Origin of the sequence: Actinomadura sp. NPDC049382 (assembly GCF_040677125.1) — a bacterium.
Taxonomy (GTDB): Bacteria; Actinomycetota; Actinomycetes; order Streptosporangiales; family Streptosporangiaceae; genus Spirillospora; species Spirillospora geliboluensis.
In genome coordinates this window covers 125,580-150,760 of sequence record NZ_JBFARO010000001.1, presented here as the reverse complement: position 1 = coordinate 150,760, position 25,181 = coordinate 125,580, and the positions used below count along the sequence as shown (strand labels likewise).

The window sequence follows — 25,181 nt, the reverse complement described above, 5'->3', positions numbered from 1 at the left end:
GGCGTCCGGTCAGGACGTCCAGGGGGTGCCGGTCAGCCGCTCGTAGACCTCGGTGTAGCGGGCGCGGGTGGCGTCGACGACGTCCTGCGGGATGGCGGGGCCGGGCGGGGTGCGGTCCCAGTCGAGGGTGCTGCTCCAGTCGCGGACGAACTGCTTGTCGAGCGAGTGCTGCGGGCGGCCCGGCTCCCACTCGTCGGCCGGCCAGAACCGGGACGAGTCGGGCGTGAGGACCTCGTCGCCCAGGACGAGCGTGCCGTCGGCGGCGCGGCCGAACTCCAGCTTGGTGTCGGCGATGATGATGCCGCGCTCGGCGGCGAGGGCGGCGCCGCGCCGGTAGATCTCCAGCGTGACGTCCTTGAGGCGGGCGGCGGTGTCCTCGCCGATCTCGCGCACGACGTCGGCGTAGGTGATGAACTCGTCGTGGCCCTCGGTGGCCTTCGTCGTCGGGGTGAAGATCGGCTCGGGGAGGCGGGAGGCGTCGACCAGGCCCTCCGGCAGCGCGATCCCGGAGACGGTGCCGTTCTTCTCGTACTCCTTGAGGCCGAGGCCGGTGAGGTGGCCGCGGGCGATCCACTCGACGGGGAGCATGGTGAGGCGGCGGCAGCGGATGGCGCGGCCGGCCCACTCCTCCGGCACGTCGGTCGCCGACACGACGTGGTTCGGGATGACGTCGGCGAGCTGCTCGAACCACCACAGCGACAGCTGCGTGAGGATCTTGCCCTTGTCGGGGATCTCCGTGGGCAGGACGACGTCGTAGACGCTCACCCGGTCGGACGCCACCAGGATCAGCTCGTCGCCGTCCGCGTAGACGTCCCTGACCTTCCCCGAGTGGATCAGCTCCATGTCGCTCCTCAGCTAGCGGTCCTGCCCGGTAGGAGTCTGGCACAGTGCCGCCCGGCGCCCCCACGAGGGCCGATAGGTTCTGATCAGTCGGGTGGGGGAGGCTCCGGGGTGCGGGCTTTTCGGGCTGTGGGGGCGTTGCGTGCGGCCGTCGCCGCCGCGGTGCTGCTGGCGTTGCTGGGGGCCAAGGGCTGCGAGGCGTCCGGGCGGGACGGCGGCGCCGCCCCGCCGGCGGAGCGGGAGCCGGCGCCGGCCGCGACGCCGGCCGCCCGGGACGAGGCGGCCGAGTGGGCGAAGTGGGGCCTCAAACCGCTGCCGCCCGCGCCCGCCCCGCCGCCGGAGAGGCCGCTCAAGCTCGGCGGCGAAGGGCCTGTGACGGTCTTCGACAAGGTCCCGACCGATCAGCGTGTCGTCTTCATCACGATCGATGACGGGCAGGAGAAGGACCCCCGGTTCGTCCAGATGCTGACCGACCTCCGGGTGCCCGTCACCATGTTCCTCACCGACAACGTCATCCAGGACGACTACGGCTACTTCAAGCCCTTGCAGGCGCTGGGGAACCACGTCCAGAACCACACGATGACCCATCCCGTCCTGCCGACCCTGGGGCTGGACGGCCAGAAGCGCGAGATCTGCGGCGCCCAGAAGGTGCTCGCCAAGCAGTACGGGACGAGACCCACCCTGCTCAGGCCGCCCTTCGGGCGCTGGAACTGGGCCACGCAGCAGGCGGCCCGCGAGTGCGGCATCGACGGGATCGTCATGTGGCGGGCGTCCATGCAGATCCACGACATGCAGTACGACGACGCCAACAAGAAGCTGCACCCGGGTGACATCCTGCTGGCTCACTTCCGGGGCCCGGAGCAGCTCAAGGGCGCGACGATGACGGAGATGTTCGCCAACATGCTGAAGCGCATCCGGCGGCAGGGCTTCGCCGCCGCACGCCTTGAGGACTACGTCACTCGCGTCACTCCTCGATAAACACCCGGACGCTCTTGAGGGACGAGTCGGCCGCGTCCGGCACGACCATCCCGGCGGACACGCCGGAGCGCAGGTAGTCCAGCACGGGCGAGGTGATCCGCTCGCCCGGCAGGACGGCCGGGATGCCCGGCGGGTACGGGGTCAGCATCTCGGCGCTGACGCGGCCCGCGGCCTCGGACGCCGGCACCTGCTCGGCCGGGCCGAAGAACGCGTCGCGCGGCAGCACGACCAGTTCCAGCCGCAGCTCCGCCGGCGACGGCACCTCGACGGCCGGCGCGCCCGCGAGGTCGCCGATGTGCGCGTGGAGGTCGTGCAGGGCGGTGAGGAGGCGCGCGGCCGTGTCCGCGTCGTCGGCGAAGGTGAGCTGCGCGCTGATCCGCCGGTGGTCGGACAGGTGGAGGTTGACGCGGTGGTGCTCGCGCAGCCAGTCGGCGGCGCGGTAGCCGGGGACGCCGAGGCCGGCGATGTCGATGACGACGGGCAGCGGGTCGAGGTCGTGCGCGAGCCCGGGGCCGGTGAACTCGTCGGGTCCCTGGACGTCGAACCCGGGGATCGCGGAGATCTCCGCGCGGACGCGGGAGGCCAGGTGGAGCGCGTCCTGGAGCAGCGCGTGGCCGTGCTCCACCATCTGCCGCCGCCACCCGTCCAGCCCTGCGTAGAGCAGGACGGACGGGCTGGTGGTGCCGAGCAGGTCCTCGCGGGCCTTCAGCACGGACGGGGCGACGAGGCTCCCCTGCTGGTGGAAGACCGAGCCCTGTTCGAGTCCGGCGCCCATCTTGTGGACGCTCGTGACGCACACGTCGGCGCCGGAGTCCATGGCCCAGGTCGGCAGGTCGGGATGGAACGGCAGGTGCGCGCCCCACGCCTCGTCCACGATGAGCGGTTTGCCGCGGTCGTGGCAGGCCACGGCGATCGCGGTGAGGTCGGCGCACGTCCCGTACGGGGTGGGGCTGGTGACGAGGGCGCCGCGCGCGTCGGGGTGCTCGTCGAGGCGGGCGGCGAACGCCTCGGCGGTCGGCGGGTGCGCCAGGTGCCGGGACGCGTCCCACTGCGGGTCCACCCAGATCGGGCGGACGCCGGACAGGATCAGGCCGGACACGACCGACTTGTGGGCGTCCCGGCCGACGACGAGCTTCTCGCCGGGGCCCGCGACGGACAGCATGGCGCTCTTGACCGACAGCGAGCTGCCGCACGTCGAGAAGAACGTCTGCTCGGCGTGGACGGCGTCCGCCATCAGCTCCTGCGCCCGCTCCAGGACCTTGCCGCTCGACATGCGGTCGTCCAGGCCGGAGATCGCCAGCAGGTCCGAGCGGAACACCGCGTCGCCCAGCACGTCCCGCACGCGCGGGTCGGCGCCGCGGCCCTGCTTGTGGCCGGGCGGCGTGAAGGGGAGCTGGTCCTCGCGGTGGTAGGCGGCGAGGGCGTCGAGGACGGGGGCGTGCGAGTGGTCCATGGCGGGGTGCTTCCCGGGAGGCCCGCCGAGTAACGCGCGGACAAAGAGGGCGAATGCGACGCCAATCAACGGGTAGGGCGGGGCGTGAACGGCCGAGAGGGAGTGACCGATGAACGATCGCATACCGGCTGAGGTCGAGCTGGCCTGGGAGGACTTCCACCGGCTCGTCAACATGACCTCCGACGAGCTGCGGACGTGGCTGCTCACGGACGCCTCGGGCGAGACCGCGTTCCCCGAGCCCGGCCCCGGCCCGGGGGTGAACGAACTCGGCGCCCGCGTGGTCGACGTGCTGCGCAAGCGGAAGGTCGACCTCACCGAGAGCGACGCCGAGCTGATGCAGGAGGTCGTGGACTTCGTCGAGGACCATCTCGACAACCGTCCGCCGAACGCGGAACGGGACGACGGGTGGCGGCACGAGCTGATGAGCGTGGGGCACGACCCGCTCCGGCCCGAGCCGTCCACCGCATAGGAGGCGTGATCATGCCGAATCCGCAGCAGCCCGAGATGCGGCGGTCGGAGCGGACCGCCGTGACCGAGGAGCCGGCGCCGGAGGCCACCGACCCGAAGATGACGCGGCGCAAGGGCCACGCGCACGGCACCGACAAGGGGAAGAAGGGCGGCGGCAAGGGCGGCGGGGTCCCGCCGGGCCAGCGGCCGCCGCACCCCGACTGAGCGGTCGCGCGGGCCGCCCCGGTGGACGACCGGGGCGGCCCGCGCACGCGTGCGCGGCTTGTGGGACACGGCGGGAGGGTAGGGACGAAAGGTGATCGAGCTATCGCCGGGCCAGGGGTTCGTCCAGATCGGGGAGCTGCTGCTGGCGATGGTGCTGTCGGCCGCGATCGGGCTGGAGCGCGGGCTGCGCAACAAGAGCGCGGGCCTGCGCACGCACACCCTCGTCGGCGTCGGCGCGGCGCTGTTCATGCTGGTCAGCAAGTACGGGTTCGAGGACGTGCCGGGCAACGTGTCGCTCGACCCGTCCCGGGTGGCGGCGCAGATCGTGTCCGGCATCGGCTTCATCGGCGGCGGGCTGATCTTCGTCCGGCGGGACGCGGTGCGCGGGCTGACCACGGCGGCGGTCGTGTGGGTGACGGCGGCGGTCGGCATGGCGGCGGGCGGCGGGCTGCCGATCCTCGCGGTGGCGGTGACGGGCGTCCACTTCCTCGTCGTGTACGGGCTGAGCGCGGTGACGCGGCGGCTGCCGCTGGAGCGGTTCCGCCCCGCGGGGCTCGCCCGCATGCGGCTCGTCTACCGGGACGGGCGCGGCGCGCTGCGGCGGGTCCTGATGGAGTGCACGCGGCGCGGCTTCATCATCCTGGAGGTCAGCATCGACCGCGAGTACCTGCCGGACGACTCCGACCGCGGCCGGGACGAGCGCCGCGACCGCCGCGAGCCGGACGACCGGCGGCGGCTCGGCAACGCCGTGGTGTCGATCGTGCTGGAGGGCACCGGCTCGATCCCGGACCTCACCGCGCACCTCAGCGAACTGGACGACGTCGTCGGCGTCACGGTCGGCGCCGACCACGACGACGACCGGGAGTAGCCGCCCGGCCGGGCGCGCGCCGCTAGGGGACGCGCGTCTGCGGGCTGTAGCCGTCGTCCTCCCCGCCCGGGGTCTCGGCCTCGGCGATCGGCGGGTCGGTCGGGCCGGGCGCGTGCTCGTCCGCGAAGTCCGCGTCCTCCTCCTGCGGCGCGTCGGCCTCGGCGCGCCGGTCGGCGAGCGGCTTGTCCTCGTCCCTCTTCTTGTCGGTCATTTCGCCCCTCCTCGCGGGCCGGGCGGGGCGGCCCCGGCGCCGGGGCCGCCCCGGCGATCGTCAGCTGCGGACCTTGCCGATGGCGTCGCGGACGCGGTCGGCGACGGCGGCCACCGGGCCGACCGCGAGGTTCTTGGCGGCCGACTCGGTGCCCTGGTGCGGGTGCGTCGGCGCGACCGCCTCGGCGGCGCGCACGGCCGCCGCCATGCCGCGCAGCTGCTCGGGCGTCGCGTCCTGCCGGATGCGCGGGAACTCCTCGCGCTCCTCGTGCGTGGCGTGCGCCTCCACGTCCCGGTGGAACCGGGCGAACTTCTCCTCGAAGTCCGGGGAGTCGGTGTTCATCTTCTCCAGCTCCGCCAGGGCGCCCTTGGCCTCGTTCTCCTCCTGCAGCCGGTCGTCGACCACATGGGAGCCGTTCCCGATGGCATGGCGGGCGAACGGGTGGACGATCTCCTCCTCGGCGGTCTCGTGCACCGCGAGAAGCCGGCGCAGCTCGTCGAAGGCGCGCTTGCGCGCCTCGCCGCGGCTGCTCTCCACGGTCGACGCCAGCCGGCGGATCTCATCGTGCTGCGCGAGCAGCAGGTCGACGACGTTCTCGGCCTTCTCGGCCATGGTCATCCTCCTCGTCATGGTTCGAGGGAGGCGATACCCGGAGGGCGGAGTTCAACCCCGGCTCACGCCGGCGCGGCCCGGCCGCGGACGAAATCGACGAGGCGGGGGACGTCGTCGCCGTCCAGGACGATCCCGAAGTCGCGGGCGAGCGTCTCGGGCAGGTCCTCGGGGGCCAGCTCGCGGGACTCGGACGCGCCGTCCGGCCGGGTGATCGACAGCGTCGTCCCGTCCAGGACGCGGAGGGCTTCGGGGGAGAAACGCTGCACGAACGGGCGGGCGGTGAACGGCGACCGGGGATTGGCGTAGACGTAGTAGTTCAGCACGTCGAAGTCGACGCGGAACACCTCGTTCAGGGCGAACATGTGCCGCCGGATCCAGCCGTCCGTCCCGCGCTGGTGCATCTCCCAGTCGGCCTTGTCGGGGCCGAGCGCCGTGGCGACGCGGCCCCGCTGGAGCCGGAAGGCCCAGCCGTCCTGGACGGCCTCCGCGCCGTCGGTGAACGGCAGCGGCTCCAGCGGCCCGGCGCCGAACCCGACGTCGCACAGCCAGGCGGGCTCGTCGCGCGGCTGCTCCGGGGGACGGACGTGCAGCAGCGCGTGCGTCGGCGGCCGGAGGCGCTCCGCGCCGAGCATGACCCGTCCGGAGAGCGCCGCGACCTCGAACCCGAGCCGTTCCAGCACCGCCGCGAACAGCCGGTTGTGCTCGAAGCAGTAGCCGCCGCGCGACCGCCCGACCAGTTTCGCCTGGACGGCCTCAAGCGACATCTCGACGGGCCGCCCGAGCATGATCTCCAGGTTCTCGAACGGGATGGACGTGACGTGCGCCCGGTGCAGCGCCCGCAGCGTCGCCTCGGTCGGCGCCAGATCGCCGTCGTATCCGACGCGCTTCAGGTAGGCGGGCAGGTCCAGCAGCTCGCCCTGCCACCCGTAACCGAGATCCTCGCTCATGACTCTCCCTCGCCGGTTTCAGGGGTAACGCCGGACGCGGCGCGGATCTTTCCCGCGTCCCGGATCCGGCGGGCGATCCGGTCGACGTCGCGTCGTTCGCCCGGCGGCAGCGGCGCGCCGGAGTCCGCGCGCAGCGCCGCCGCCTCGGCCAGCAGACCGGCGGCGGCCTCGTGCTCGCCGGCCAGGGAGCGGGCCCCGGCGAGCCCTTCCAGCGCGAGGGCGATCGCGCGCGGGTCGCCGATGGCGCGGGCGGCGGCGAGGCCCTCGGTGTGGAGGGCGCGGGCCGCGCGCGCGTCGCCGCGCTCCTCGGCGACGAACCCGAGCTGGGCGTGCACGAACGCGATGCCGGCCGTCCCACCGATGCCGCGCAGCCAGCCGAGCCGCGCCCGCAGATGGGCCTCGGCGGCGTCGAGGTCGCCGCGCGCCCGGGCGACGAGCCCGAGCCCGACCTCGGCGAACTCCTCGGCGGACCGCGCGGCGTGCCGGCGCGCGAGGTCGAGCGCCCGCTCGTGCAGGTCGCGGGCCTCGCCGAGGGCGCCGGTGAGCAGCGCGACGCGGCCGAGGCCGGCGAGCCGGAAGGAGACCTCGGGCCACATCCGCAGCTCCTCGGCGAGCCGGAGCCCGTCCCGCAGGTGCCGGGCCGCCGCGTCGTAGTCGCCGGTGGTCTCGGCCAGGCGGGCGAGGGCGTCGGCGGCCTCCAGCCGCCCCCACGGGTCGCCGAGGTCATCGAAGATCGCCATGCTCTCGGCGGCGTCCTGCGCCAGGGCGGGCAGGTCACCGCGGCCCAGGGCGAACTTGGCCCGGGTCGCGAGCGCGGCGGCCGTGAACCAGCGATCGGCGCGCGCGCGGAACACGGCGAGGGCCCGCTCAACGCGTTCCTCGTTCGCGGCCAGATCGCCGTATGCCCAGTGGACGTGACTCAGCAGCCACTCCGCCTTGGCCCTGGCCAGCGGATCCCTGTCGTCCTTCAGCGCCGCTCTGCGCAGCTCTTCGGAATCGGTGCCTTCGCCGACCAGCATGGTGAAGGCGGTCAGCCAGGTCTCGGCTTCAGTTCTGGCCGGGGACGCCTGTGGGTCGGCAGAGAGTGCCTTGGCGAGCGCACGTCGTGCGTCTCCGAACCGTCCGCGTAGGTACCAGTACCAGCCGAGGGCGTTCACCAGCTGGAATCCCGGGGCGGTGTGCAGGGCCGCGTTCAGGTTCGCGGCCTCCTGATCGAGCCGCTCCAACCAGTGGCCCTGCTCCGGGCCGCGCAGCTGTTCGGCCGCCTGCTCGGCCAGGGCGGTGTAGTGGGCGGCGTGGCGGCGGCGGAACTCGTCCTCCTCGCCCGCCTCGCGCAGGCGCTCCAGGCTGTAGGCGGCGACCGACTCCAGCAGCCGGTAGCGGCCGTCGTCCGTCCGGACGGCGAGGGACCGGTCGACGAGCCGGGCGAGCACGCCGGCGTCGGTATCGCCGACGGCCTCGGCGGCGTCCAGCGTGCAGCCGCCCGCGTGCACGGCGAGGCGCCGCAGCGCCCGCCGCTCGGGCTCGGGCAGCGGCTCCCAGCTCCAGTCGATCACCGCGCGGAGCGTCCGCTGCCGGGCCGGGCCGCCGTGCCGCCCGCCCGCCAGCAGCCGGAACCGGTCGTCCAGCCGCGCCGCCAGGTCCCGCGCGCCGAGCCCGCGGACGCGGGTCGCCGCCAGTTCCAGCGCGAGCGGCAGGCCGTCCAGCCGCCGGCAGATCGACGCGACCCAGGGCGCGGTGCCCGCGTCGAGCGCGAACCCGGGCGACGCGGCGGCGGCCCGCGCGACGAACAGCCGCACGGCGGCGGACTCCAGCAGCGCCTCCGGTGCGCTCTCCGGGCCGGGCAGCCCGAGCGGCGGGACGATCTGCAGCCGCTCCCCGGGCACGCCCAGTGGCTCCCTGGACGTCGCGAGGATCCGCAAGCCCGGCGCGTCCGCGAGCAGCCGCCCGGCCAGCTCCGCGACCGGGTCGAGCACGTGCTCGCAGTTGTCCAGGACGAGCAGCGCCCGCCGCCCGCGCAGCGCGTCGGCCAACGGCCGCTCGGCGGACTCGTCGCGAAGGCCCAGCACGCGGGCGACCTGCCCGGCCACGTCGCCGGCCGTGGCCAGCTCGACCGTCCACACGCCGTCGGGGTGGTCGGCGAGTGACCGCGCGGCCGTCTCCAGCGCCAGCCTGGTCTTGCCCACGCCGCCGGGCCCGGTCAGAGTCACCAGGCGGTGCTCGGCCAGCAGCGCGCGGGTGTGCCGGACGTCGTCCTCGCGCCCGATGAGTTCGCCGAGCGGGGCTGGCGGTGCGGGGGCTGGGCGCTGCGGCGGGACGGCCTCGGTTTCGAGCATCGACTGGTAGAGCGCCGCCAATTCGGGGCTCGGATCGACGCCCAGCTCGTCGGCCAGGCGCGCGCGCAGATCGTGGTAGCTCGCGAGTGCCTCGGCCTGCCGTCCGGCCCGGTGGAGCGCGCGCAGGTGTGCGGCACGCAGCCGTTCGCGCAGCGGATGCAGGGCCACCGCTTCGGCTAGCTCGGCCGCGACCGCGGCGTGCTCGCCCAGTTCGAGCCGCGCCTCGGCAAGAGCCTCCAGCGCGGCGAGTCGGCCCTCCTCCAGCGCGGTGATGGACGGCCGGGCGAACTCCGCGTCGGCGAAGTCGGCGTAGGCGGGGCCGCGCCACAGCGCCAGCGCGTCACCGAGACGCCGCTTGCGGGCGAGGGGATCTGCGGCCGGGTGGGCGTGGAGCGCGGTGAACCGGGCGGCGTCCACCACGTCCGGGGCGACGTCGAGCGCGTATCCGGGTGGACGCAGGACGACCAACCTCCGCGCCCCCGGCTCGGCGCCGTCCAGCACCTTCCTCAGCTGGGAGATCCGGGCCTGGAGCGTTCCGGACGGGTTGCGCGGCGGCGCGTCGCCCCAGAGCGCGTCGATGAGCCGGTCAGCGGAGACGGGACGCCCCGGATCGATGAGCAGGACGGCGAGGAGCGTGCGGACCTTCGCTTCCGGGACGTGGACGGGCGTCCCGTCGTCCGTCCACACCGCGAGCGGCCCCAACACCCCGAAACGCACGGCGCCAGCGTAGCCACCGCTACGGACGGACCCGCAGCCGTTCCGTAGCGGCCAAGACGAAGGTGAAGGCCACGCACTGCAGAACGCACTATCAGGAGGAACCCGTGAAGTCTCCAGTGACGGTCATCGGCCTCGGCCCCATGGGCGCGACGATGGCCAGGACGTTCCTCAAGAACGGCCACCCGACCACGTTGTGGAACCGGACCGCGTCCAAGGCGGCGCCCTTGGTCGAGGCAGGCGCGACCCTGGCTCCGACGGCCGCCGAAGCGGTCGCGGCGTCCGAACTGGTCGTCGTCAGCCAGACCGACTACCAGGCGATGTACGACTCCCTGCACGGCGTCGACCTCAAGGGGCGCGTCGTCGTCAACCTCAGCTCCGGCAGCCCGGACGAACTGCGCCGGGCGAGCGAATGGACGTCCGCGAACGGCGGCGTCCTGGTTACCGGCGGCATCATGGTGCCGCCGCCTGGCATCGGCCAGCCGGGTTCGTACGTCTTCTACAGCGGCCCAGAGGAAGAACTGGACCGCCACAAGGAAGCCCTCACCGAGCTAGGGGACGTCACGTTCGTCGGCACCGACCCCGGTCTGGCGATGCTGTACTACCAGTCCCAGCTGTTCCTGTTCTGGTCGACGCTGACCGCCTACATGCACGCCATCGCCCTGCTGGAGACCGCTGGCGTGTCGGCCCGGCAGTTCCAGCCGTTCGCCGCGACGACCCTGCGCGAGCTGGCCGCGGACGGCCCGATGGGCTTCCTGAAGATCCTCGCCGAGGAGATCGACGCCGGCGCGTTCCCGGGCGAGGCGAACAGCCTCCGGATGCAGGCGGTCGGCGCCGACCACGTCGTCGAGGCGGCGCGGGAGGCCGGGATCGACACCGCCTGGCCCCGCGCGCTCCGGGACCTGTTCTGGCGCGCCGTGGACGCCGGCCACGGCGCCGACGGACTCGCCTCGGTCGTCACCGCGATCCGGCGGCGTCCGTGACGAGCGGGAGCCGCAGGACGAAGCGGGCGCCGCGCGGGCTGTCGGCGACGCGGAGCGTGCCGCCGTAGATCTCGGCGATCTCGCGGGCGATGGGCAGGCCGAGCCCGGTGCCCTGCGGGTCGCGGGCGCGCGACTCCGGAAGCCGGGCGAACCGCTCGAAGACCCGCTCGCGCGACTCCGGCGGGATGCCGGCGCCGTCGTCCAGCACCTCCAGGACGGCGTCGCCGGCGTCGCGGTCCACGGTGACCCGGATGCGCGACTCGGCGTGCCGTTCGGCGTTGTTCAGCAGGTTGCCGAGCACCCGGCCGAGCCGCACCGTGTTGGCCGTGACGACGGCGCCCGGCGCCAGCCGGGTCTCCACGGGGACGCGGTCGTCGCGCCGCGCCACCTCGCGGCGGACCAGCTCGGCGAGGTCGACGCGTTCGAGGGGGCGCGGGGTACGGGCGTCGAGGCGGGACAGCTCCAGCAGGTCGACCACGATGTCGTTCAGCCGCCGCACGTCGCCGAGGGCCGACCGGACCATCGGCTTCCACGGGTAGTCGTCCGGTTCGTCCAGCGCGACCTCCAGCCGCGTCTGCAGCCCGGCGATCGGGTTCCGCAGGTCGTGCGAGGCGTCCGAGACGAACCGGCGCTCCCGGTCGGACGCCTCCTCCAGCCGCGCCAGCGTGGCGTTGACCGTCTCGGAGAGCGCCTGGATCTCGCCGAACGTCCCCGGGACGGGGACCCGCCGGTCCAGGCCGTGGGCGCCGACGGCGGCGAGCTCGGTGCGCAGCCGGTCGATCGGGACCAGCGTCCGGCCCACCGTGTGCCACGTCCACCAGGCGATCAGGGCGAGGAGCGCGGTGAGGACGAGGGCGATGCCGAGCGGCAGCAGCCACACGTTCAGCAGGGTCGGCATCGGCGCCGCCGCCACGACCATCACGCCCGGCCCCCACGGCGACTCCCGCAGGCGCATGCCGAACGCCCACACGCAGCCGTCGCGGAACCCGGGGCAGACCCGCTCGTCGACGAGCAGGACGCCCCGCCTCAGCTCGGCCCGCACCAGCGCCGGACGTCCCCGGACGGCCTCGCTCGCCGCCACGACCCGCCCGTCCGGGGTCACGACCTGCACCAGGGGCGCCTCGCCGGGGCGGACGGTGAGATCGCCGCGGTTCGCGCCCGTGGTGATGTCGAACGCGATCCGCTCGGCGGTCCGCTGCGCGTTGTCGGAGACCCTGTTCCGCGCCCAGTCCCGGGCGAGGAGCATCAGCAGGACGAACACGACGGCCAGGACCAGCGCGGACACCGCCACGGTGAGGATGGTCGCGCGCCCGCGCACCGAGAAGAGCAGGCGCGCTCGCCACCGGCGGGCGCGCTCCCGCCTCTCCGTCGTCACAGCCGATCCCCCGGGCGGTACTCACCGTCATCTTCCACTGCTCAGCGTAGTCATCCGGCCGGGTGCACCTGATCAGGCTGAACGCGCGGCGGGGGCGGGACCGTACTGCCGGGGTGACGGGCGACTTTCCGGACGTGAAGGGAGTTGCCGCGGTGGGCGTCGACGACGTGTCGCAGGCCGCTCTGGCCGGCGGGCCGGGCCTCGGACCCGGTTCCGCCCGGCGCGGCGGAGCCGTTGCCGGAGGCGGGGCGCGCGTGATCGGCGCGGTCACGCTACCGGGGACGCGGCGGTCGGTCGGGGTCGCGCGGGGCTTCGTCCGGGACGCGGCGGCCGGCCTCCCCGCGGTGGACGACCTGGTGCTGGTGGTGAGCGAGCTGGTCGCGAACGCGGTCACGCACACGGCGTCGGGGCTGGCGGGCGGACGGGTGACGGTCGTCCTCGCGGCGGGGAGCGGGCTGGTCCGGCTGGAGGTCGCCGACGGCGGCGCGGCCGGCGGGCGGCCGCACGTGCGGGACGAGGCCGGGGCCGAGACGGGCCGCGGGATGCGGATCGTGGCGGCGCTGTCGGCGCGGTGGGGGTTCCGGGCGGACGGGCCGCGGACGGTGGTGTGGGCGGAGTTCCCCGCCCCCGCCCCGGCCGCGCGGGGCCGGGGCGGAGGCGGGGGATGAGGGCTGCGGACGGCGCCGGTCAGCGGCCCCGGTTGAGCTGCCGGGTGGGCAGCTGCCGGGTGTTGCGGCGGTTGTTCGCGAGATTGGCCGACCTGAAATCGGAGTTCTTCCGCTTGCCCTTCTTCTGGAACTTGGCGAAGGGGTCGCTTTCGGGGTTGTTAATGGCACGCATGAAGACAGCACCTCCGGGCGGTCGTGAATTCGGCCGCGAAAGGACCGACGATGGAAAAAGGGGAGCGCGCGACGGCACCGCAGGTCAGGAGACCCGCGGGTGCGGAGAAGTGCGCTACGGGAGGAGTGGGAGCGGGCCCGGAGTCACGGCGGCGGGCAGTGCTGGTACGAAACTGGTACGAAGTGCTGGTACGCAGTGCCGTGCGCGATGCCGGTACGCGGTGCCGGGGCGGCTCGACCGAAGAGGTATCAAAGCTCCATGCGGAATAGTTAGCCATAGATTCCGGGCGGTGTCAATCAGGAATTCCCGTCCGGTCGCGAAGTGGTCGTGCCATGCGCCGTGAACGTGGACGGCGGCGAAGGGAGATACATCTCCGGGAGGCGTCATGAAGCTGCTGGCATGGCTCGCCGTCGCGACGGCGGTGGTGATGGTGGCGGGCAGCCTGTCCGCGTACGGGTACTACTGGAAGCTGCAGAACGCGGTCCAGCACGAGGACGTGGACAAGCTGCTCGGCGGCAACCGGCCGAAGAAGCTGAACAGCGCGCGGAACATCATGGTGATGGGCTCCGACACGCGCGCGGGCGACAACGCCAAGTACGGGCGGGGCCTGCGGAACAAGCCGCCGGCGTCCGACACGATGCTGCTGCTGCACCTGTCGCCGGGCGGCGGGCAGGCGCTGGCCGTCAGCTTCCCGCGCGACCTGATGGTCCCCATCCCGGCGTGCACCCGCAAGGACGGGACGAAGGCGCCCGGCAAGAGCGTCGCCATGCTGAACGAGGCGATGGCCCACGCGGGACCCGCCTGCACGGTGAAGACCATCGAGCAGCTCACGAGGATCCACATCGACCACTTCGTGCAGGTCGACTTCGTGGGGTTCAAGCGGATCGCCACCGCGGTCGGCGGCGTTCCCGTGTGCGTCTTGGGTGACGTCCACGACAAGGACTCCGGGCTCGACCTCACCAAGGGCCCGCACAGGCTGAAGGGGGAGCAGGCCCTCGCGTACGTGCGCAGCCGCAAGGGGTTCGGCGACAAGAGTGACACCGCGCGCATCAAGCGGCAGCAGCACTTCTTCGGTGCGCTGGCCAAGGAGGCGATGAGCGCGGGCGTCCTCACCGATCCGGGGCGGCTGAACGAGCTGCTCAGCGCCACGGCGGAGTCGTTGACGACGGACAAGAGGCTGACCGCCTCGGAGATGGTGAAGATCGCGCAGGGGATGCGCGAGCTGAGCGCCGGCAAGCTCCGCTTCGTGACCGTGCCGTCGGGCGCCTACCCGCTGGACAAGAACCGCGTGGCGCTGGCCCGTCCGGCGTCCGACCAGTTCTTCGAGGCGATCCGCAACGACAAGGTCGTGCCCGCGCAGAACGAATCGAAGGCGCCGAAACCGAGCGCGCCGCCGGGGAAGGTGCGGGTGCTCAACGCGTCCGGCGTGGAGGGGCGCGCCGCGCAGGTCGCGGCGCAGCTCCGGGACGAAGGCTGGCAGGTGACCGGGGTCGGCAACCTGTCCACCGGGACGCAGGCGACCTACGTCCGGTACGGAACGGGTGCGGAGCCGCAGGCGCGCGCGCTCACCGGGCTTCTGCCGGGTGCGAAGGTCGCGCTGCGCGCGAAGACGCCGGCCGGTGCCGTCGACCTGGTCATCGGGACGGGTTTCACCCAGATCCGGACGTCCGGCGGCATCCCCGTCCAGCGCGGGGAGAGCCGGGCCAGCGACACCGTGTGCGAGAAGGTGGCGTGATCTGTGGGGTGCCCGTCGTTGACGCCATGAACGGCGCGCACCCACCCTGGAGGCATGCGCGTCGCGTTCGTGATCTATGACGGGTTCCAGGTCCTGGACCTGGCCGGGCCGCACGAGGTCTTCGAGCACACCGGCCGGTACGAATGCCTGGTCGCCGCGCCGCGGCCGGGGCCGGTGCGGTCGTCCGGCGGGCTGCCGGTGCACGCGGGCCTCGGCATCGCCGACCTGGCGCCCGGGAGCGTCGACACGCTCGTCGTGGCCGGCGGTACCGGGGTCGACCGGGCGCGGCGGGACACGGCGCTCGTGCGCTGGGTCGCGGAGGCCGCGGCCACCGCGCGGCGGGTCGCGTCCGTGTGCAGCGGCGCGCTGCTGCTCGCCGAGGCCGGGGTGCTGGACGGGCGCCGCGTCACCACGCACTGGGCCCGCGCGCGGCAGCTCGGGGCGGAGTACCCGCGGCTCGACGTCGACTGCGACCCGATCTTCATCCGGGACGGCAACGTCTGGACGTCCGCCGGCGTCACGGCCGGGATGGACCTCGCCCTCGCCATGGTGGAGGACGACCTCGGCCGGGACGCGGCGCACGCGGTGGCGCGGGAACTGGTGATGTTCCTGCGGCGGCCGGGCAGCCAGTCGCAGTTCAGCGTCCCGCTGTGGTCGGCGCAGCCCGCGACGGACCCGATCCGGGCGGCGGTGTCGTCCGTCCAGGCCGATCCGGGCGCCCGGCACACGATCGCCGACCTGGCCGAGCGGTCCGGGCTGAGCGCGCGGCACCTGCAGCGCAGGTTCACCGCCGAGGTGGGCGTGCCGCCCGCCGCGTACGTCGAGCGGATCCGGATCGAGGCGGCGCAGCGGGCGCTCGTGGAGGGCGACGAGCCCGTGGAGACGCTGGCCCGCCGGCTCGGCTTCGGGACGGGCGAGACGCTGCGCAGGGCGTTCCACCGGCATGTCGGTGTCGCGCCGTCCGACTACAGGGACCGATTCCGAGGGACGAGGGAGTACGCATGACCACGTACGGGCTGCTGGTGTTCGAGGACGCGGAGGAACTCGACTTCGCGGGGCCGTGGGAGGTGTTCACGGCGTCGGCGATGGTGCGCGGCCAAGGCGACGAGGCGTTCCTCGTCGCCGAGCGGACGGAGCCGGTGCGCTGCGCCAAGGGAATGAGGGTCCTGCCAGACCGCACCCTGGACGACCACCCGAAGCTGGACGTCCTCCTGGTCCCCGGTGGGCGGGGCGCAAGGCTGACCCAGCCGCACAACCGGGCGGTGACGGGCTGGATAGCGAAGACCGCCGAACAGGCCGACTGGGTGGCGAGCGTCTGCACCGGAGCGTTCCTGCTGCACGCGGCGGGCCCGGCCAAGGGGCGGAGGGTCGCGACCCACTGGTCGGAGGAGGACACCCTGGAAGCGCAGGGTGACGTGACGGTCGTCCGCGACGCCCGCTACGTCGTGGACGGGAACCTCGTCACCAGCCAGGGGGTCTCCGCGGGCATCGACATGGCGCTGTGGCTGATCGGACGCACCCACGGCCGCGACCACGCGCGCGCGGTGCGCCGCTACATCCAGTACGACCCCGCGCCGCCGTACCTGGCCGACGAACCCGTCTGATCGCCCTCGATCGGAAGGAACATTCCGTGATGATCTTCGCTTATCGGCATAATCACGGAAATGGTGATGTCGCTTCCGGTGCGGTTCCGCAGCGAGGGCGGGCGGGTGGCGGTGGAGACCGATCCACTGCACGCCCCGCTGCGCGACTTTCTCCTCAACGACCTGGGCGAGGACGTCTCCGCGATCGCCCGCGCCCGGGGCCGGCTGGGCGGCGGTTCGTCCGCGCCCTGGCAGGAGCAGTACCGCTACCACCGCCTCGACTTCGACGGCGCGATGGTCCACGTGCGGGACGTCGGCGGGTGGGCGTCCTGCGACCTCGACCCGGACGTCCTGCGGCGGTGCCTGGACGAGTACCTCCACCAGATCGGCTCGCTGCGGAGCCGGCGGAGCCTCGAACGGGTCCTCGGCGAGCCGCGCAACGGCGAACCGGTGGCGAGTTCCCTGGCCCTCGGCTCGGTCTCCCACCGGACGCAGGGCTGGGGGCTCATCCAGTCGCCGCGCGCCATGCTGGAGGACATGGCCGGGCTGACCCCGCACCCGGACGCCTGCCTCCCGCACGGCGTCCTGGAGACGGCCTCAGGCCCGTGCTGGGCCGACCTGGCCGTCCTTGACGAGGCCGGTACGCGGCTGCGCGGAGGCACCAAGACCTTCATGCCGCGCGGCATCGACCCGGAGCGCCTCATGGCGGAACTGGGCAACACCTTGACCCAGGCCCGCTTCGTCAGCGCCATCCCGGGGGCGTGGGCGGGCGTCATCGCTGGTGTTCCGGTGCACGGCTACATCGACCCGGATGCCGTCCTACGGCTCCCTTGCCAGCCGATCGAGATCGAGGGTGTCGTCCGGCACGTGCGGGTGTTCTTCCCCGAACTGGCCGATTCCGGGGTCGACCTGGAGACGGCAGCGTCCACCGCGAGCACGTTCACGCAGACCGTGCACGGGCCGCGCCACGTCCTGACCGCGTTCTTGCTCCACGACGTGCAGAGCCACCGGCACCATCTGGAGGTCGTTCGTTCCGCGCGTCCCGGCTGGGAGCACACGGGGAACGCGTGCCATTTGCGGGTCGACGTCCAGACCGTCCGGCTGGAGCACCTGTGGCTGCCGGGGCACGCCTGCGAGATGCCGACGGGCGAGTTCGCGGGCGTCCTCTACGAGTACGAACGCCACCTGACTCCCTAGCGCTGCGATCATTCTCCTTAGGCAGGGAACCGGGAGGGCGCGCGCATGGCTGTGATGGGACGACTCGTAGACCGCCTCTTCGGGCTCCCAGAGGTGCCTTCACCGGACGTACGCATGGCCCGTGACCTGCGCGTCCCCATGCCGGACGGAGTCGAACTCGTCGCCGACCTGTACCGGCCGCGCGGGGCGGGGCCGATGCCCGCCGTCCTCATCCGCACCCCGTACGGCAAGCGGCAGCCCGTGATGCGGCTGTACGCCGGGGTCCTCGCGAGGCGCGGCTTCCAGGTCGTCATCCAGAACGTGCGCGGCGTCCTCGGATCGGGCGGCGAGTTCCACGCCTTCCACACCGAGAAGGAGGACGGCCTGGCGACGCTCAAGTGGCTCCGTGACCAACCGTGGTGCGACGGCAAGGTGGCCATGGTGGGCGCGAGCTACCTCGGCTTCGCCGAGTGGGCCGTCGCGCCCTACGCAGACCCTCCGCTGGAGGCGCTGGGGCTCGGCATCACCGCGTCCGAATTCGTGAGCTCCTTCTATCCGGGTGGTGCGCTCGCCCTCCACAACACGCTCGTCTGGTCGTCGTTGATGGGCACGCAGGACGACAAGAGGACCCCGTTCCAGAAACCGGCCCACGACAGGCGCGTCCGGCAGGCGATGCGCTACCTCCCCGTGGGGGAAGCCGACACCGCCGCCATCGGACGTCCCGAATCGTTCCTGCGCGAGGTAACCGCCCACGCGGAGCCGGGTGACACGTTCTGGGAGGAGACCGACCACAGCGCCGCGGTCCCCGGCACCGCCACGCCGACCACGATGGTGACGGGCTGGTGGGACCTCTTCCTACGCGGCCAACTGCGCGACTTCACCGCCCTCCAAGAAGCCGGACGGCAGGTGCGCATCACCATCGGCCCATGGGGACATGACACCAAAGCCCTCCGCGCGATGGTCGCCGACCAGGTGTCCTGGCTGAACGCTCATTTGAACGGCGACAAGGCCCAGCTGCGCAGGGCGCCGGTAAGGCTCCACCTGCAGAAGGCAGACCAGTGGCTGGACTTCGACCAATGGCCCCCGCCCGAGACCAAGCCCACGCCGCTCTACCTGTCCCGCAGCCTCGTCTGGGACGTCCCGCCCAACAGTGACCCGGCCACGTTCACCTACGACCCTCTCGACCCCACTCCGACCGTCGGCGGGCCGCTCCTGTCACCCGGCAAGGGCGGGCAGCGCGACAACACGCGCATCGAGCAGCGCGACGACGTGGCCGTCCTGACGAGCGCGCCCCTGGACGGCGACCTCGACCTGATCGGCCCGGTCGCGGCGACGATCCACGTCCGGACGAGCACCGGCCACGGCGACTTGTTCATCCGCCTCTGCGACGTCGACCGCGACGGCGTCTCCCGCAACGTCACCGACGGCATCCTCCGCATCAGAGACGAAGGCGTGGTCCGGGCCGAGATCGAGATGCACCCGACCGCGTACCGGTTCCTGCGCGGGCACCGGCTGCGCGTCATGCTCGCGGGCGGCGCGTTCCCCCGCTTCGCCCGCAACCACGGCACCGGCGAGCCCGCCGGCCAGGCCGTCGCGTCCCGCCGCACCCGGTTCGAGATCCTGCGGGACGAGGACCACCCGTCCGCGATCCATCTCCCCGTATGGCGCGGCTAGCGCGCCGTCAGCCTGCGGCGTTCTCCGCGCGGAGTGCCTCGAACTCCTTGAGCACCTTCTTGCGGGACCTGGCCGAGAGCCGGTCGATGTAGAGCTTGCCCTCAAGGTGGTCTGTCTCGTGCTGAAGGCAGCGTGCGAGCAACCCCGTCCCCTCTACCGTGATGGCCGCACCCCTGATGTCGAAGCCGTGCACGGTCGCGTGGTCAGGACGCGCCAGACGCGCATGAGGGCCCGGTACGGAAAGGCACCCTTCCTCATCGTCGTCCAACCGCCGGTCGCCCAGCGCCGGCAGTTCCAGGACGGGATTCACAACAGCGCCCTTGCGGCGCTCACCGTCCGCGTCAGGGCAGTCGTAGACGAAGACACGCAGATCCACGCCGATCTGGTTCGCGGCCAGGCCGACACCGTCCGCTTCGTACATGCTGGCGAACATGTCGTCGGCCAGCTCCCGCAGCGCCTCGTCGAACTCCTCGACCGGCCGGCACGCCTGATGCAGGACGGGCGTCCCCACCAGCGTGATCGGCCGCACGCGTCCCGCCATCGTCTCGCGCCTCCCCCGCCGGCCGGACCGGCTCCCGCGGCCCGCCCGGACCCGCGTCCCGCAACGGTCTCCGGAGGACAAGCCTACGCAGACGCGATCACACCGTGCGTACACCCGGCGCACGCGCCCCGTTTCGGGCCGCCGCATCCCGGCCGAACGCGAAGCGTGGTCCGTTCGTCGCACACAGTCGCCCGCTTGTCGATGCGGCGGGTCGAATCCTCGAACCGGCCGGAGCTTCCTCGCTACCTTCTTCCCATCCGCCGCCGGCCGCTGCGAGCCGCTTCGGGGGGAGCGGCCGGTCCTGTGAGAGCACCCGGGGCCGGCACGGCGGAACGGGGGGAGAGGGGTCACTTCGGGGGGAGTGGCCCCTCCGTCCCCCCTTTCGCGGTTTCGTGCGCGGCTCACGCGCCGCCGGGGGACAGCCGCCGGTCGCCCGGCGCGAGCCGGACGAGATGGTGCAGGAGCAGCAGCAGCTCGATGCGCCGGTCCGGGTCGAGCATCACCCCGCCGAGCGTCTCCTCCAGCCGCCGGATCCGGTACCGGACGGTCTGCTCGTGCACCAGCAGCCGCTCCGCCGCCGCCACCGCGTTGTCCCGGCACTCCATGTAGGTCAGCAGCGTCCGCGACAGCGCGTCCCTGCGGTGCGGCGGCAACTTCATCAGCGGCGCGAGCCGGCCGTCGAGCGCCAGGTCGAGCAGTTCCTCGCTCTGCGCCGCCACCAGGCTCGGCAGGTGGTCCAGGCAGCGCAGCGGCTCCTTGCCCGGCAGGACGCCCCGCTCGACCAGCGCGAGCCCCCGCCGTGCCCAGCGCAGCGACATCGCCGCCCTCGCCGGCGGGACGGCCGGCCCGATCGCCGCCGACAGCGTCCCCTTGAGCGCCGCCGGCATCCGGTCGCGGCCGGGGCCGTCCGGGTCCGGGCAGATCAGGTACGGCTCGGCCGCGTCCCAGTCGGCGAGGAACGGGGGCGGCAGCACCGGGACGGCCCCGTCCGCGTCCGGGCGGACGGCGACCGCCACCGCGGCGAGCGTCCGCGGCACCGGCCAGCCCGCCGACCGCGCCACCTCCTCGATCGCCTCCGCGCTGGCCGGCGGGTCCATCACCAGCAGGTCGCGGAGCCGCCGCCGGAACCGCTCCCGCTCGCCCGCCAGCTCGCCCTGCGCCCGCGCGTAGCCCTGCCCGGCCGCGCCCGCGATGCGCTCCAGGAACACGAACAGCGACTCGGTGATCTGGCCGAGGGTGTCCAGCGACCAGTCCAGCCGGCGCGCGTCCTTGATGAACCGGCGGCACGCGACCTGCCCGCTCACCCGGATCGCGGTCTGCAGGCCGTCCAGGCTGCGGCCCTTGCGCGCCTCGTACGCGCCGATCTCCTCGAAGATGCCGGTGACCTTCTCCCACTCCATGCCGGGCCGGCCGATCGCGTCGACGAACTGCCGGACGGTCTCCTCCACGGCCCACCGCATCCGCCGCCCGTAGCGGCTCTCCGGCGGGCGCGCGTACTCCGGGACGAGGCCCTGGATCTCCTCCACCATCTCCACCGCCGCCGCCTCCAGATGCGGCAGCATCGGACTCGCGACCTCCACCGGGAGCGCGGCGAGCGGGATGTCCGCGGCGGTGGACGTCCTCTTCCGGCTCATGGCCACCAGGGTCCGGCGCGGCGACGGTCCGGCGATAGACGGGCACGGAAAGTTTCGGCGGCCCCCGCTTGTCACCCGGCTGACAGTCGCGGACACGCCGCCCGGCGTGTCGCGCGGCCCGCGGGCACGGCCTCTCCCGGGCCCGCCCGGACGCCCGCGCCGGGAAAAACGATCTCCCTGCGGCGGACCTCCGGGCGCCGAACCGGAATTCTTCGCAAAGCTATTCCCCGGACGGGCCAAACCGCGACGGATTACCTCCCAATAGGGCGGAGATCGGTATCGTCTACCGGACCTTCCCGACGTACCGACAATGGCCGGTCATTCGCCCCGCGCCGCGAAGACTTGACCCGAAGGAAGTCGACTTCCGGGGCCGGCTGCGAAATGGTCTCCCCCATGCATTCACGAATTCGTGCCGCCGCCGGGGCGTCCGGCCCCACCGGCTGGCTGCTGGCCTTTCTCGGCGCCCGCGAGCAGGCCCTGCGCACCCACACCGGACTCGCCGCCGGCCCGGCGGAATGGCTGCTGGTCTTCCTGGAGGTCGAGCGCACCGAACTGGCCGCCCGGCGCCGTCCCGCCGCCGCCGTGCTGCCCCGCCGCGACCGGCGCGAGGACTCCCCGTTCGGCCGGCTCACCGCCCGCAGCGCGTAAAGGACGGCCATGACCCTCGAAATGCTCCTCGCCGCCCTGATCGGCGGCGCGATCGGCCTCGCCGAACTGGTCGCGCGCTACCGCGACAAGCCCGTCTCCGCCGCCCTGTCGCCGGGCGGCCTGCTGTTCGTCTTCGTCAACGGCAGCGCGTCCATCGTCGCGCTGATCGCGGTCACCGCCGCCGGCTGGACGTTCGGGCTGCCCGACACCACGCCCCCGGCGAGCCTCATGGTCGTCCGGGTGATCGCCGCCGGGCTCGGGTCCGCGGCCGTGCTGCGGATGTCGTTCGCCCCCGCCCAGAGCCGGACCGCCGGCACCGGCCCCGTCTCCGTCCTCAACGGCATCCTCCGGCTCACCGACACCGAACTGGAGCGCAAGCGCGCGCTCAGCAGGCTGTCGCACAACGACCTGTCGGGGCTGTCGTTCGAACGCGACCACGCGGCCCTCGCCGAGCTGTGCTGCCACCTGATGCGCGAGTTCGACCTGGCCGAGGCGCAGCGGCTCGGCGGCCTCGCCGCCGAACTGAGCAGCCGCGAGGACCTCACCGACGCCGACAAGCTGGACTGCTGGGGCCTGGAGCTCACCCGGCTGGTCGGCGAGCGCGCCCTCCGGCAGGCCGCGCGCCGGCTGCGGGACCGCCCCCGGGACGAGCCCCGCCCGCCCGCGCCGGAGGAGCGCGCCCCGGCGCACGACACCGACCACCTCGTGGAGACCGTGCCGCCGCCGCGGCCGCCCGTCGCCAAGACCTCCCGGCTCGCCGCGAGCACGGGCGGCCGGACGGAGCGCAAGTCGTTCAGCGACGTCTGACACCCCGGGAGATACCGGTGCGTCCGCCAGCGGGCGCACCGGTATTTTTCGCGGAAGGGCGCCCTTTTTCGCGGGCCGCGCCATTCCGGCAGGACGTGCTATTTCGACCGGAGGGGGCCCGGGGCGGAATCGATGTCGTCCCGCTCCTCCAGGGTGGCCGCGATACGGTGCAGTGCCTCGGCCAGCGAGACGAGCGCCTGCACCTGGGCGGCCGCCATGAGATTTCCCGGGGAGGGGTCGGCGGCCTGCGCCTCCGCGGCCGCGTCGCACGCCTGCTGGCTCCACCAATGCACGCGGCGATCCTATTCGACGCGGTGAATGCGGCACCCGCCGCCGCGCCGCGCCATTACCGACACCGGAATTGAAAGGGCAGGAACATGAACTCAGCACCGCGCGCGGCACCGGGCGCCGCCGACCGGCGGCCGCCCCGCTGGGCCGGGAAGCCGGTGCGCCGGCTGACCACCGGCGAACTCGCCGAGGCCCTGGAGTACCTGGAGCGGCACCGCCCCGACGACGACGTCCTCGGCCGCGCCCTCGCCGGCGAGTTCGCCCGGCGCACCGCCGCCGCCGAGTTCGCCCGCCGCACCACCGCGGCCCGGCCCGGCGCCCCGGAACCGCCGCGCAGCCCCGCGCCGTGACGGCCCCTCACCCGGCGGACGCCGGCTCCACCGCGCCCTCGCCGACGGCCCGCCGCGCGCCGGCGCCCCGCCGGGCCAGCAGCGGGACGCACAGGAACACGGCCGTGCCCATGACGAGGAAGTAGGGCGCCGTGCCGGCGTCCAGCAGGAACCCGCCCGCGAACGGGCCGAGGAAGAAGCCGAGCTGCCGCACCTCCGACAGGCCGAAGTAGGCGCCCTTGTGCTCGTCGGACGCCATCTCGTGGACGGCCATGTCGGGCATCGGCAGCAGGATGCCCTCGCCGACCGTCCAGAAGACGATCCCGGCGTACAGCCACGCCAGGCCGGACGGGCTCGCCCAGAAGCAGGCGAACGCCAGCGTGAAGTTCGCCGCCCCCAGCACGGTCATGGCGGTGCGGCCGACCCGGCCCGACACCCGGTCGATCGGCAGCTGCAGGGCCAGCGCCAGCACGGCGTTCGTGATGAACAGGACGGCGAAGTACCCCTCCGTCCGGTCGCCGTACCGCGCCTTCATGTACAGCGGGATCATCGACTCGAGCTGCGAGAAGACGAAGAACACCACGATGCCGCCGGCGACGACCGCGAGGAGCCGCCGGTCGCGGAGGGTGGCCGCCGCCGACTGCCGCGCCGAGGGCCCGGAGCCCGGCCCCGCCCCGTCGCGCGGTTGCAGCGCGACCAGGTCGCGGTTCCGCACCAGCACCAGGACCAGGTAGGACGCGTAGAAGAACGCGGGGACGGCGAAGAACGCCACCGGGCCCACGTGGTACAGCGCGCCGCCGATCGCGGGCCCGCCGATGGCGCCCGCGCACAGCGTCATGTACCGCACCCGGAACATGCGGCCCTCGTCGTCGGCCGCGTGCGACAGCAGCTTCTTCGCGCCCGGCTCCACCATCAGCCGCGCCACGCCCAGCAGCAGGAACAGCACCACGATCGGCGCGGCGCCGCGGACCGTGGCCAGCAGCCCGTACACGACCACGTAGCAGACGAGCCCGGCCCGCATCAGCGGCACCGCCCCGAGCCGGTCGACGACCATCCCGCCGAGCAGCCCGCCGAACGCCGCGACGAGCGCGACCGCTCCGACGACCGCGCCCACGGCGGGCTTGCCGAACCCCGTGTGCTCGCTCAGGTACAGCGGCGCGAACGGCATCGCCGCGAAGAACGCGAGCGAGTTCAGCAGCGCGCCCCCTTCGAGCAGCCGCTGCACCGGGGTGAGCCGCCATAACGGCGTCCGCGTCGCGTCCGTCGCCTCCGCCACGCGGCGACACTACGGCCCGGCACCGACAGAATCCGCGCATCACGGCGGCGGGCAGGGTATAGGACGGGCTTGAGGAGGTCGTGATGGCAGGAAGCACGGAGGTCAGGCTGCGCAGGGTGTACGACCAGGCGTCGTCCGAGGACGGCAAGCGGATCCTGGTCGACCGCGTGTGGCCGCGCGGGCTGTCGAAGGACAAGGCCCGCCTGGACGAGTGGGAGAAGGACGTCGCCCCCTCGACCGAGCTGCGCAAGTGGTACGGCCACGACGTGGACAGGTTCGAGGAGTTCACCGCCCGCTACGACGCCGAGCTGCGCGACCCCGACCGCGCCGCCGCCCTCGACCGTCTCCGCGCCCTCGCCGCCCGCGGCACGATCACCCTCCTCACCGCGACAAAGGACATCGACCACAGCCAGGCCGCCGTCCTGGCCACCCACCTCCGCACCCCAGGCTGACCACCGCCCACCCCTTCAGCGACCGCGGCGCACCCCGACGCGCGGGCGCTCTGAACGATGCTTTGAATTTCCGGCGCGACTTGATGCCGGCGTCAAGACGACCTGCCACCTCGCGTGGAAGCGGTGCCCCGCCTGACCGGAACGTCCCCGCGACACGCCGGGCCGCGTCCCCGCCCAGGGAGGACGCGGCCCGGCGCCTCGTCGGCCGG

General features: G+C 73.4%; 27 protein-coding genes. 15 read left to right on the top strand and 12 right to left on the bottom strand.

What is annotated here, in order from left to right:
* Positions 1 to 9: 9 nt before the first annotated feature.
* Positions 10 to 843: a phosphoribosylaminoimidazolesuccinocarboxamide synthase gene (locus AB0K34_RS00725; RefSeq protein ID WP_301173808.1), complete on the bottom strand. Its 834-nt coding sequence runs from the start codon at positions 841 to 843 to the stop codon at positions 10 to 12.
* A 126-nt stretch (positions 844 to 969) separates the two neighbouring features.
* On the opposite strand from AB0K34_RS00725, the gene AB0K34_RS00720 reads away from it, so the two are divergent.
* Positions 970 to 1,818, top strand: coding sequence for a polysaccharide deacetylase family protein (locus tag AB0K34_RS00720; protein WP_301173809.1), 849 nt, complete (start codon positions 970 to 972; stop codon positions 1,816 to 1,818).
* Here the strand turns inward: AB0K34_RS00720 and AB0K34_RS00715 are convergent.
* Positions 1,805 to 3,271 (bottom strand): ornithine decarboxylase, encoded by a 1,467-nt coding sequence (locus tag AB0K34_RS00715; RefSeq protein ID WP_301173810.1) that lies wholly within the window; start codon positions 3,269 to 3,271, stop codon positions 1,805 to 1,807. The two genes, AB0K34_RS00720 and AB0K34_RS00715, sit on opposite strands and share 14 nt — an antisense overlap.
* 109 nt (positions 3,272 to 3,380) lie before the next feature.
* Between AB0K34_RS00715 and AB0K34_RS00710 the strand changes: the two genes are divergently transcribed.
* From AB0K34_RS00710 to AB0K34_RS00700, 3 genes are all read left to right on the top strand, one after another.
* On the top strand, positions 3,381 to 3,740 hold the full coding sequence (locus AB0K34_RS00710) for a DUF3140 domain-containing protein (RefSeq protein WP_301173811.1): 360 nt from the start codon (positions 3,381 to 3,383) through the stop codon (positions 3,738 to 3,740).
* Positions 3,741 to 3,751: 11 nt separating this feature from the next.
* Complete coding sequence (locus tag AB0K34_RS00705) at positions 3,752 to 3,943, top strand: hypothetical protein (RefSeq protein ID WP_364544302.1); 192 nt, start codon at positions 3,752 to 3,754, stop codon at positions 3,941 to 3,943.
* A 91-nt stretch (positions 3,944 to 4,034) separates the two neighbouring features.
* A complete protein-coding gene (locus AB0K34_RS00700; RefSeq protein WP_364544299.1) occupies positions 4,035 to 4,811 on the top strand; it encodes an MgtC/SapB family protein in 777 nt (258 codons plus the stop codon).
* A gap of 22 nt (positions 4,812 to 4,833) precedes the next feature.
* Here the strand turns inward: AB0K34_RS00700 and AB0K34_RS00695 are convergent, their stop codons facing one another.
* From AB0K34_RS00695 to AB0K34_RS00680, 4 genes are all read right to left on the bottom strand, one after another.
* The gene (locus AB0K34_RS00695; RefSeq protein ID WP_138640053.1) at positions 4,834 to 5,022 is read right to left on the bottom strand and encodes a hypothetical protein; all 189 of its coding nucleotides are present in this window, start codon (positions 5,020 to 5,022) and stop codon (positions 4,834 to 4,836) included.
* A gap of 60 nt (positions 5,023 to 5,082) precedes the next feature.
* Positions 5,083 to 5,634, bottom strand: a complete 552-nt coding sequence (locus AB0K34_RS00690; RefSeq protein ID WP_171069312.1) for a hemerythrin domain-containing protein — start codon at positions 5,632 to 5,634, stop codon at positions 5,083 to 5,085.
* A 62-nt stretch (positions 5,635 to 5,696) separates the two neighbouring features.
* Entirely contained in the window at positions 5,697 to 6,581 is an 885-nt protein-coding gene (locus AB0K34_RS00685; RefSeq protein WP_301175694.1) for an arylamine N-acetyltransferase, read from the bottom strand.
* Positions 6,578 to 9,634: a BTAD domain-containing putative transcriptional regulator gene (locus tag AB0K34_RS00680; protein WP_301175693.1), complete on the bottom strand. Its 3,057-nt coding sequence runs from the start codon at positions 9,632 to 9,634 to the stop codon at positions 6,578 to 6,580. The genes AB0K34_RS00685 and AB0K34_RS00680 overlap by 4 nt, the downstream gene beginning before the upstream one ends.
* Positions 9,635 to 9,738: 104 nt before the next feature.
* Between AB0K34_RS00680 and AB0K34_RS00675 the strand changes: the two genes are divergently transcribed.
* A complete protein-coding gene (locus AB0K34_RS00675; RefSeq protein WP_301175692.1) occupies positions 9,739 to 10,614 on the top strand; it encodes an NAD(P)-binding domain-containing protein in 876 nt (291 codons plus the stop codon).
* Here the strand turns inward: AB0K34_RS00675 and AB0K34_RS00670 are convergent.
* The gene (locus AB0K34_RS00670) at positions 10,589 to 11,989 is read right to left on the bottom strand and encodes a HAMP domain-containing sensor histidine kinase (protein ID WP_301175691.1); all 1,401 of its coding nucleotides are present in this window, start codon (positions 11,987 to 11,989) and stop codon (positions 10,589 to 10,591) included. The two genes, AB0K34_RS00675 and AB0K34_RS00670, sit on opposite strands and share 26 nt — an antisense overlap.
* 134 nt (positions 11,990 to 12,123) lie before the next feature.
* Between AB0K34_RS00670 and AB0K34_RS00665 the strand changes: the two genes are divergently transcribed.
* On the top strand, positions 12,124 to 12,657 hold the full coding sequence (locus AB0K34_RS00665; protein WP_301175690.1) for an ATP-binding protein: 534 nt from the start codon (positions 12,124 to 12,126) through the stop codon (positions 12,655 to 12,657).
* A gap of 19 nt (positions 12,658 to 12,676) precedes the next feature.
* On the opposite strand, the gene AB0K34_RS00660 is transcribed toward AB0K34_RS00665, so the two are convergent.
* Positions 12,677 to 12,829 carry a hypothetical protein gene (locus tag AB0K34_RS00660; RefSeq protein ID WP_301175689.1) on the bottom strand — a complete coding sequence of 51 codons (153 nt, stop codon included), beginning with the start codon at positions 12,827 to 12,829 and terminating at the stop codon, positions 12,677 to 12,679.
* Positions 12,830 to 13,214: 385 nt separating this feature from the next.
* Here AB0K34_RS00660 and AB0K34_RS00655 point away from each other — a divergent pair, with 385 nt between their 5' ends.
* The 5 genes from AB0K34_RS00655 to AB0K34_RS00635 all read left to right on the top strand — a co-directional run bounded on the left by AB0K34_RS00655 (position 13,215) and on the right by AB0K34_RS00635 (position 18,997).
* The gene (locus AB0K34_RS00655) at positions 13,215 to 14,564 is read left to right on the top strand and encodes an LCP family protein (protein WP_138640590.1); all 1,350 of its coding nucleotides are present in this window, start codon (positions 13,215 to 13,217) and stop codon (positions 14,562 to 14,564) included.
* Positions 14,565 to 14,618: 54 nt separating this feature from the next.
* Positions 14,619 to 15,569 carry a DJ-1/PfpI family protein gene (locus tag AB0K34_RS00650; RefSeq protein WP_138640589.1) on the top strand — a complete coding sequence of 317 codons (951 nt, stop codon included), beginning with the start codon at positions 14,619 to 14,621 and terminating at the stop codon, positions 15,567 to 15,569.
* Positions 15,566 to 16,168, top strand: coding sequence for a DJ-1/PfpI family protein (locus tag AB0K34_RS00645; protein ID WP_301175688.1), 603 nt, complete (start codon positions 15,566 to 15,568; stop codon positions 16,166 to 16,168). The genes AB0K34_RS00650 and AB0K34_RS00645 overlap by 4 nt, the downstream gene beginning before the upstream one ends.
* Before the next feature lie 60 nt (positions 16,169 to 16,228).
* The gene (locus AB0K34_RS00640) at positions 16,229 to 17,344 is read left to right on the top strand and encodes a hypothetical protein (RefSeq protein ID WP_138640587.1); all 1,116 of its coding nucleotides are present in this window, start codon (positions 16,229 to 16,231) and stop codon (positions 17,342 to 17,344) included.
* A 114-nt stretch (positions 17,345 to 17,458) separates the two neighbouring features.
* Positions 17,459 to 18,997 carry a CocE/NonD family hydrolase gene (locus tag AB0K34_RS00635; protein ID WP_205719583.1) on the top strand — a complete coding sequence of 513 codons (1,539 nt, stop codon included), beginning with the start codon at positions 17,459 to 17,461 and terminating at the stop codon, positions 18,995 to 18,997.
* Between the two features lie 7 nt (positions 18,998 to 19,004).
* Here AB0K34_RS00635 and def read toward each other — a convergent pair whose 3' ends face one another.
* Together def and AB0K34_RS00625 are read right to left on the bottom strand one after the other, a co-directional pair.
* Positions 19,005 to 19,538 carry a peptide deformylase gene (def, locus tag AB0K34_RS00630; RefSeq protein ID WP_138640586.1) on the bottom strand — a complete coding sequence of 178 codons (534 nt, stop codon included), beginning with the start codon at positions 19,536 to 19,538 and terminating at the stop codon, positions 19,005 to 19,007.
* Between the two features lie 401 nt (positions 19,539 to 19,939).
* Complete coding sequence (locus AB0K34_RS00625) at positions 19,940 to 21,172, bottom strand: helix-turn-helix domain-containing protein (RefSeq protein WP_301175687.1); 1,233 nt, start codon at positions 21,170 to 21,172, stop codon at positions 19,940 to 19,942.
* Between the two features lie 393 nt (positions 21,173 to 21,565).
* Between AB0K34_RS00625 and AB0K34_RS00620 the strand changes: the two genes are divergently transcribed.
* Positions 21,566 to 21,820 (top strand): hypothetical protein, encoded by a 255-nt coding sequence (locus AB0K34_RS00620; protein WP_301175686.1) that lies wholly within the window; start codon positions 21,566 to 21,568, stop codon positions 21,818 to 21,820.
* A 9-nt stretch (positions 21,821 to 21,829) separates the two neighbouring features.
* Positions 21,830 to 22,627 carry a hypothetical protein gene (locus tag AB0K34_RS00615; RefSeq protein WP_301175685.1) on the top strand — a complete coding sequence of 266 codons (798 nt, stop codon included), beginning with the start codon at positions 21,830 to 21,832 and terminating at the stop codon, positions 22,625 to 22,627.
* A gap of 98 nt (positions 22,628 to 22,725) precedes the next feature.
* On the opposite strand, the gene AB0K34_RS00610 is transcribed toward AB0K34_RS00615, so the two are convergent.
* On the bottom strand, positions 22,726 to 22,920 hold the full coding sequence (locus tag AB0K34_RS00610) for a hypothetical protein (RefSeq protein WP_301175684.1): 195 nt from the start codon (positions 22,918 to 22,920) through the stop codon (positions 22,726 to 22,728).
* A gap of 84 nt (positions 22,921 to 23,004) precedes the next feature.
* Between AB0K34_RS00610 and AB0K34_RS00605 the strand changes: the two genes are divergently transcribed.
* The gene (locus AB0K34_RS00605; protein WP_301175683.1) at positions 23,005 to 23,265 is read left to right on the top strand and encodes a hypothetical protein; all 261 of its coding nucleotides are present in this window, start codon (positions 23,005 to 23,007) and stop codon (positions 23,263 to 23,265) included.
* 7 nt (positions 23,266 to 23,272) lie between these two features.
* On the opposite strand, the gene AB0K34_RS00600 is transcribed toward AB0K34_RS00605, so the two are convergent.
* A complete protein-coding gene (locus tag AB0K34_RS00600) occupies positions 23,273 to 24,520 on the bottom strand; it encodes an MFS transporter (RefSeq protein ID WP_301175682.1) in 1,248 nt (415 codons plus the stop codon).
* 83 nt (positions 24,521 to 24,603) lie between these two features.
* Between AB0K34_RS00600 and AB0K34_RS00595 the strand changes: the two genes are divergently transcribed.
* Positions 24,604 to 24,972: a DUF488 family protein gene (locus tag AB0K34_RS00595; protein ID WP_301175681.1), complete on the top strand. Its 369-nt coding sequence runs from the start codon at positions 24,604 to 24,606 to the stop codon at positions 24,970 to 24,972.
* Positions 24,973 to 25,181 lie beyond the last annotated feature (209 nt).

Coding starts and splice junctions, on each gene's coding strand:
- AB0K34_RS00685 (WP_301175694.1), bottom strand. CDS start 6,581: ATGAGCGAGGATCTCGGTTACGGGTGGCAGGGCGAGCTGCTGGACCTG.
- AB0K34_RS00650 (WP_138640589.1), top strand. CDS start 14,619: ATGCGCGTCGCGTTCGTGATCTATGACGGGTTCCAGGTCCTGGACCTG.
- AB0K34_RS00615 (WP_301175685.1), top strand. CDS start 21,830: ATGACCCTCGAAATGCTCCTCGCCGCCCTGATCGGCGGCGCGATCGGC.
- AB0K34_RS00635 (WP_205719583.1), top strand. CDS start 17,459: ATGGCCCGTGACCTGCGCGTCCCCATGCCGGACGGAGTCGAACTCGTC.
- AB0K34_RS00625 (WP_301175687.1), bottom strand. CDS start 21,172: ATGAGCCGGAAGAGGACGTCCACCGCCGCGGACATCCCGCTCGCCGCG.
- AB0K34_RS00705 (WP_364544302.1), top strand. CDS start 3,752: ATGCCGAATCCGCAGCAGCCCGAGATGCGGCGGTCGGAGCGGACCGCC.
- AB0K34_RS00695 (WP_138640053.1), bottom strand. CDS start 5,022: ATGACCGACAAGAAGAGGGACGAGGACAAGCCGCTCGCCGACCGGCGC.
- AB0K34_RS00595 (WP_301175681.1), top strand. CDS start 24,604: ATGGCAGGAAGCACGGAGGTCAGGCTGCGCAGGGTGTACGACCAGGCG.
- AB0K34_RS00725 (WP_301173808.1), bottom strand. CDS start 843: ATGGAGCTGATCCACTCGGGGAAGGTCAGGGACGTCTACGCGGACGGC.
- AB0K34_RS00640 (WP_138640587.1), top strand. CDS start 16,229: ATGGTGATGTCGCTTCCGGTGCGGTTCCGCAGCGAGGGCGGGCGGGTG.
- AB0K34_RS00645 (WP_301175688.1), top strand. CDS start 15,566: ATGACCACGTACGGGCTGCTGGTGTTCGAGGACGCGGAGGAACTCGAC.
- AB0K34_RS00710 (WP_301173811.1), top strand. CDS start 3,381: ATGAACGATCGCATACCGGCTGAGGTCGAGCTGGCCTGGGAGGACTTC.
- AB0K34_RS00620 (WP_301175686.1), top strand. CDS start 21,566: ATGCATTCACGAATTCGTGCCGCCGCCGGGGCGTCCGGCCCCACCGGC.
- def (WP_138640586.1), bottom strand. CDS start 19,538: ATGGCGGGACGCGTGCGGCCGATCACGCTGGTGGGGACGCCCGTCCTG.
- AB0K34_RS00715 (WP_301173810.1), bottom strand. CDS start 3,271: ATGGACCACTCGCACGCCCCCGTCCTCGACGCCCTCGCCGCCTACCAC.
- AB0K34_RS00605 (WP_301175683.1), top strand. CDS start 23,005: ATGAACTCAGCACCGCGCGCGGCACCGGGCGCCGCCGACCGGCGGCCG.
- AB0K34_RS00690 (WP_171069312.1), bottom strand. CDS start 5,634: ATGGCCGAGAAGGCCGAGAACGTCGTCGACCTGCTGCTCGCGCAGCAC.
- AB0K34_RS00660 (WP_301175689.1), bottom strand. CDS start 12,829: ATGCGTGCCATTAACAACCCCGAAAGCGACCCCTTCGCCAAGTTCCAG.
- AB0K34_RS00655 (WP_138640590.1), top strand. CDS start 13,215: ATGAAGCTGCTGGCATGGCTCGCCGTCGCGACGGCGGTGGTGATGGTG.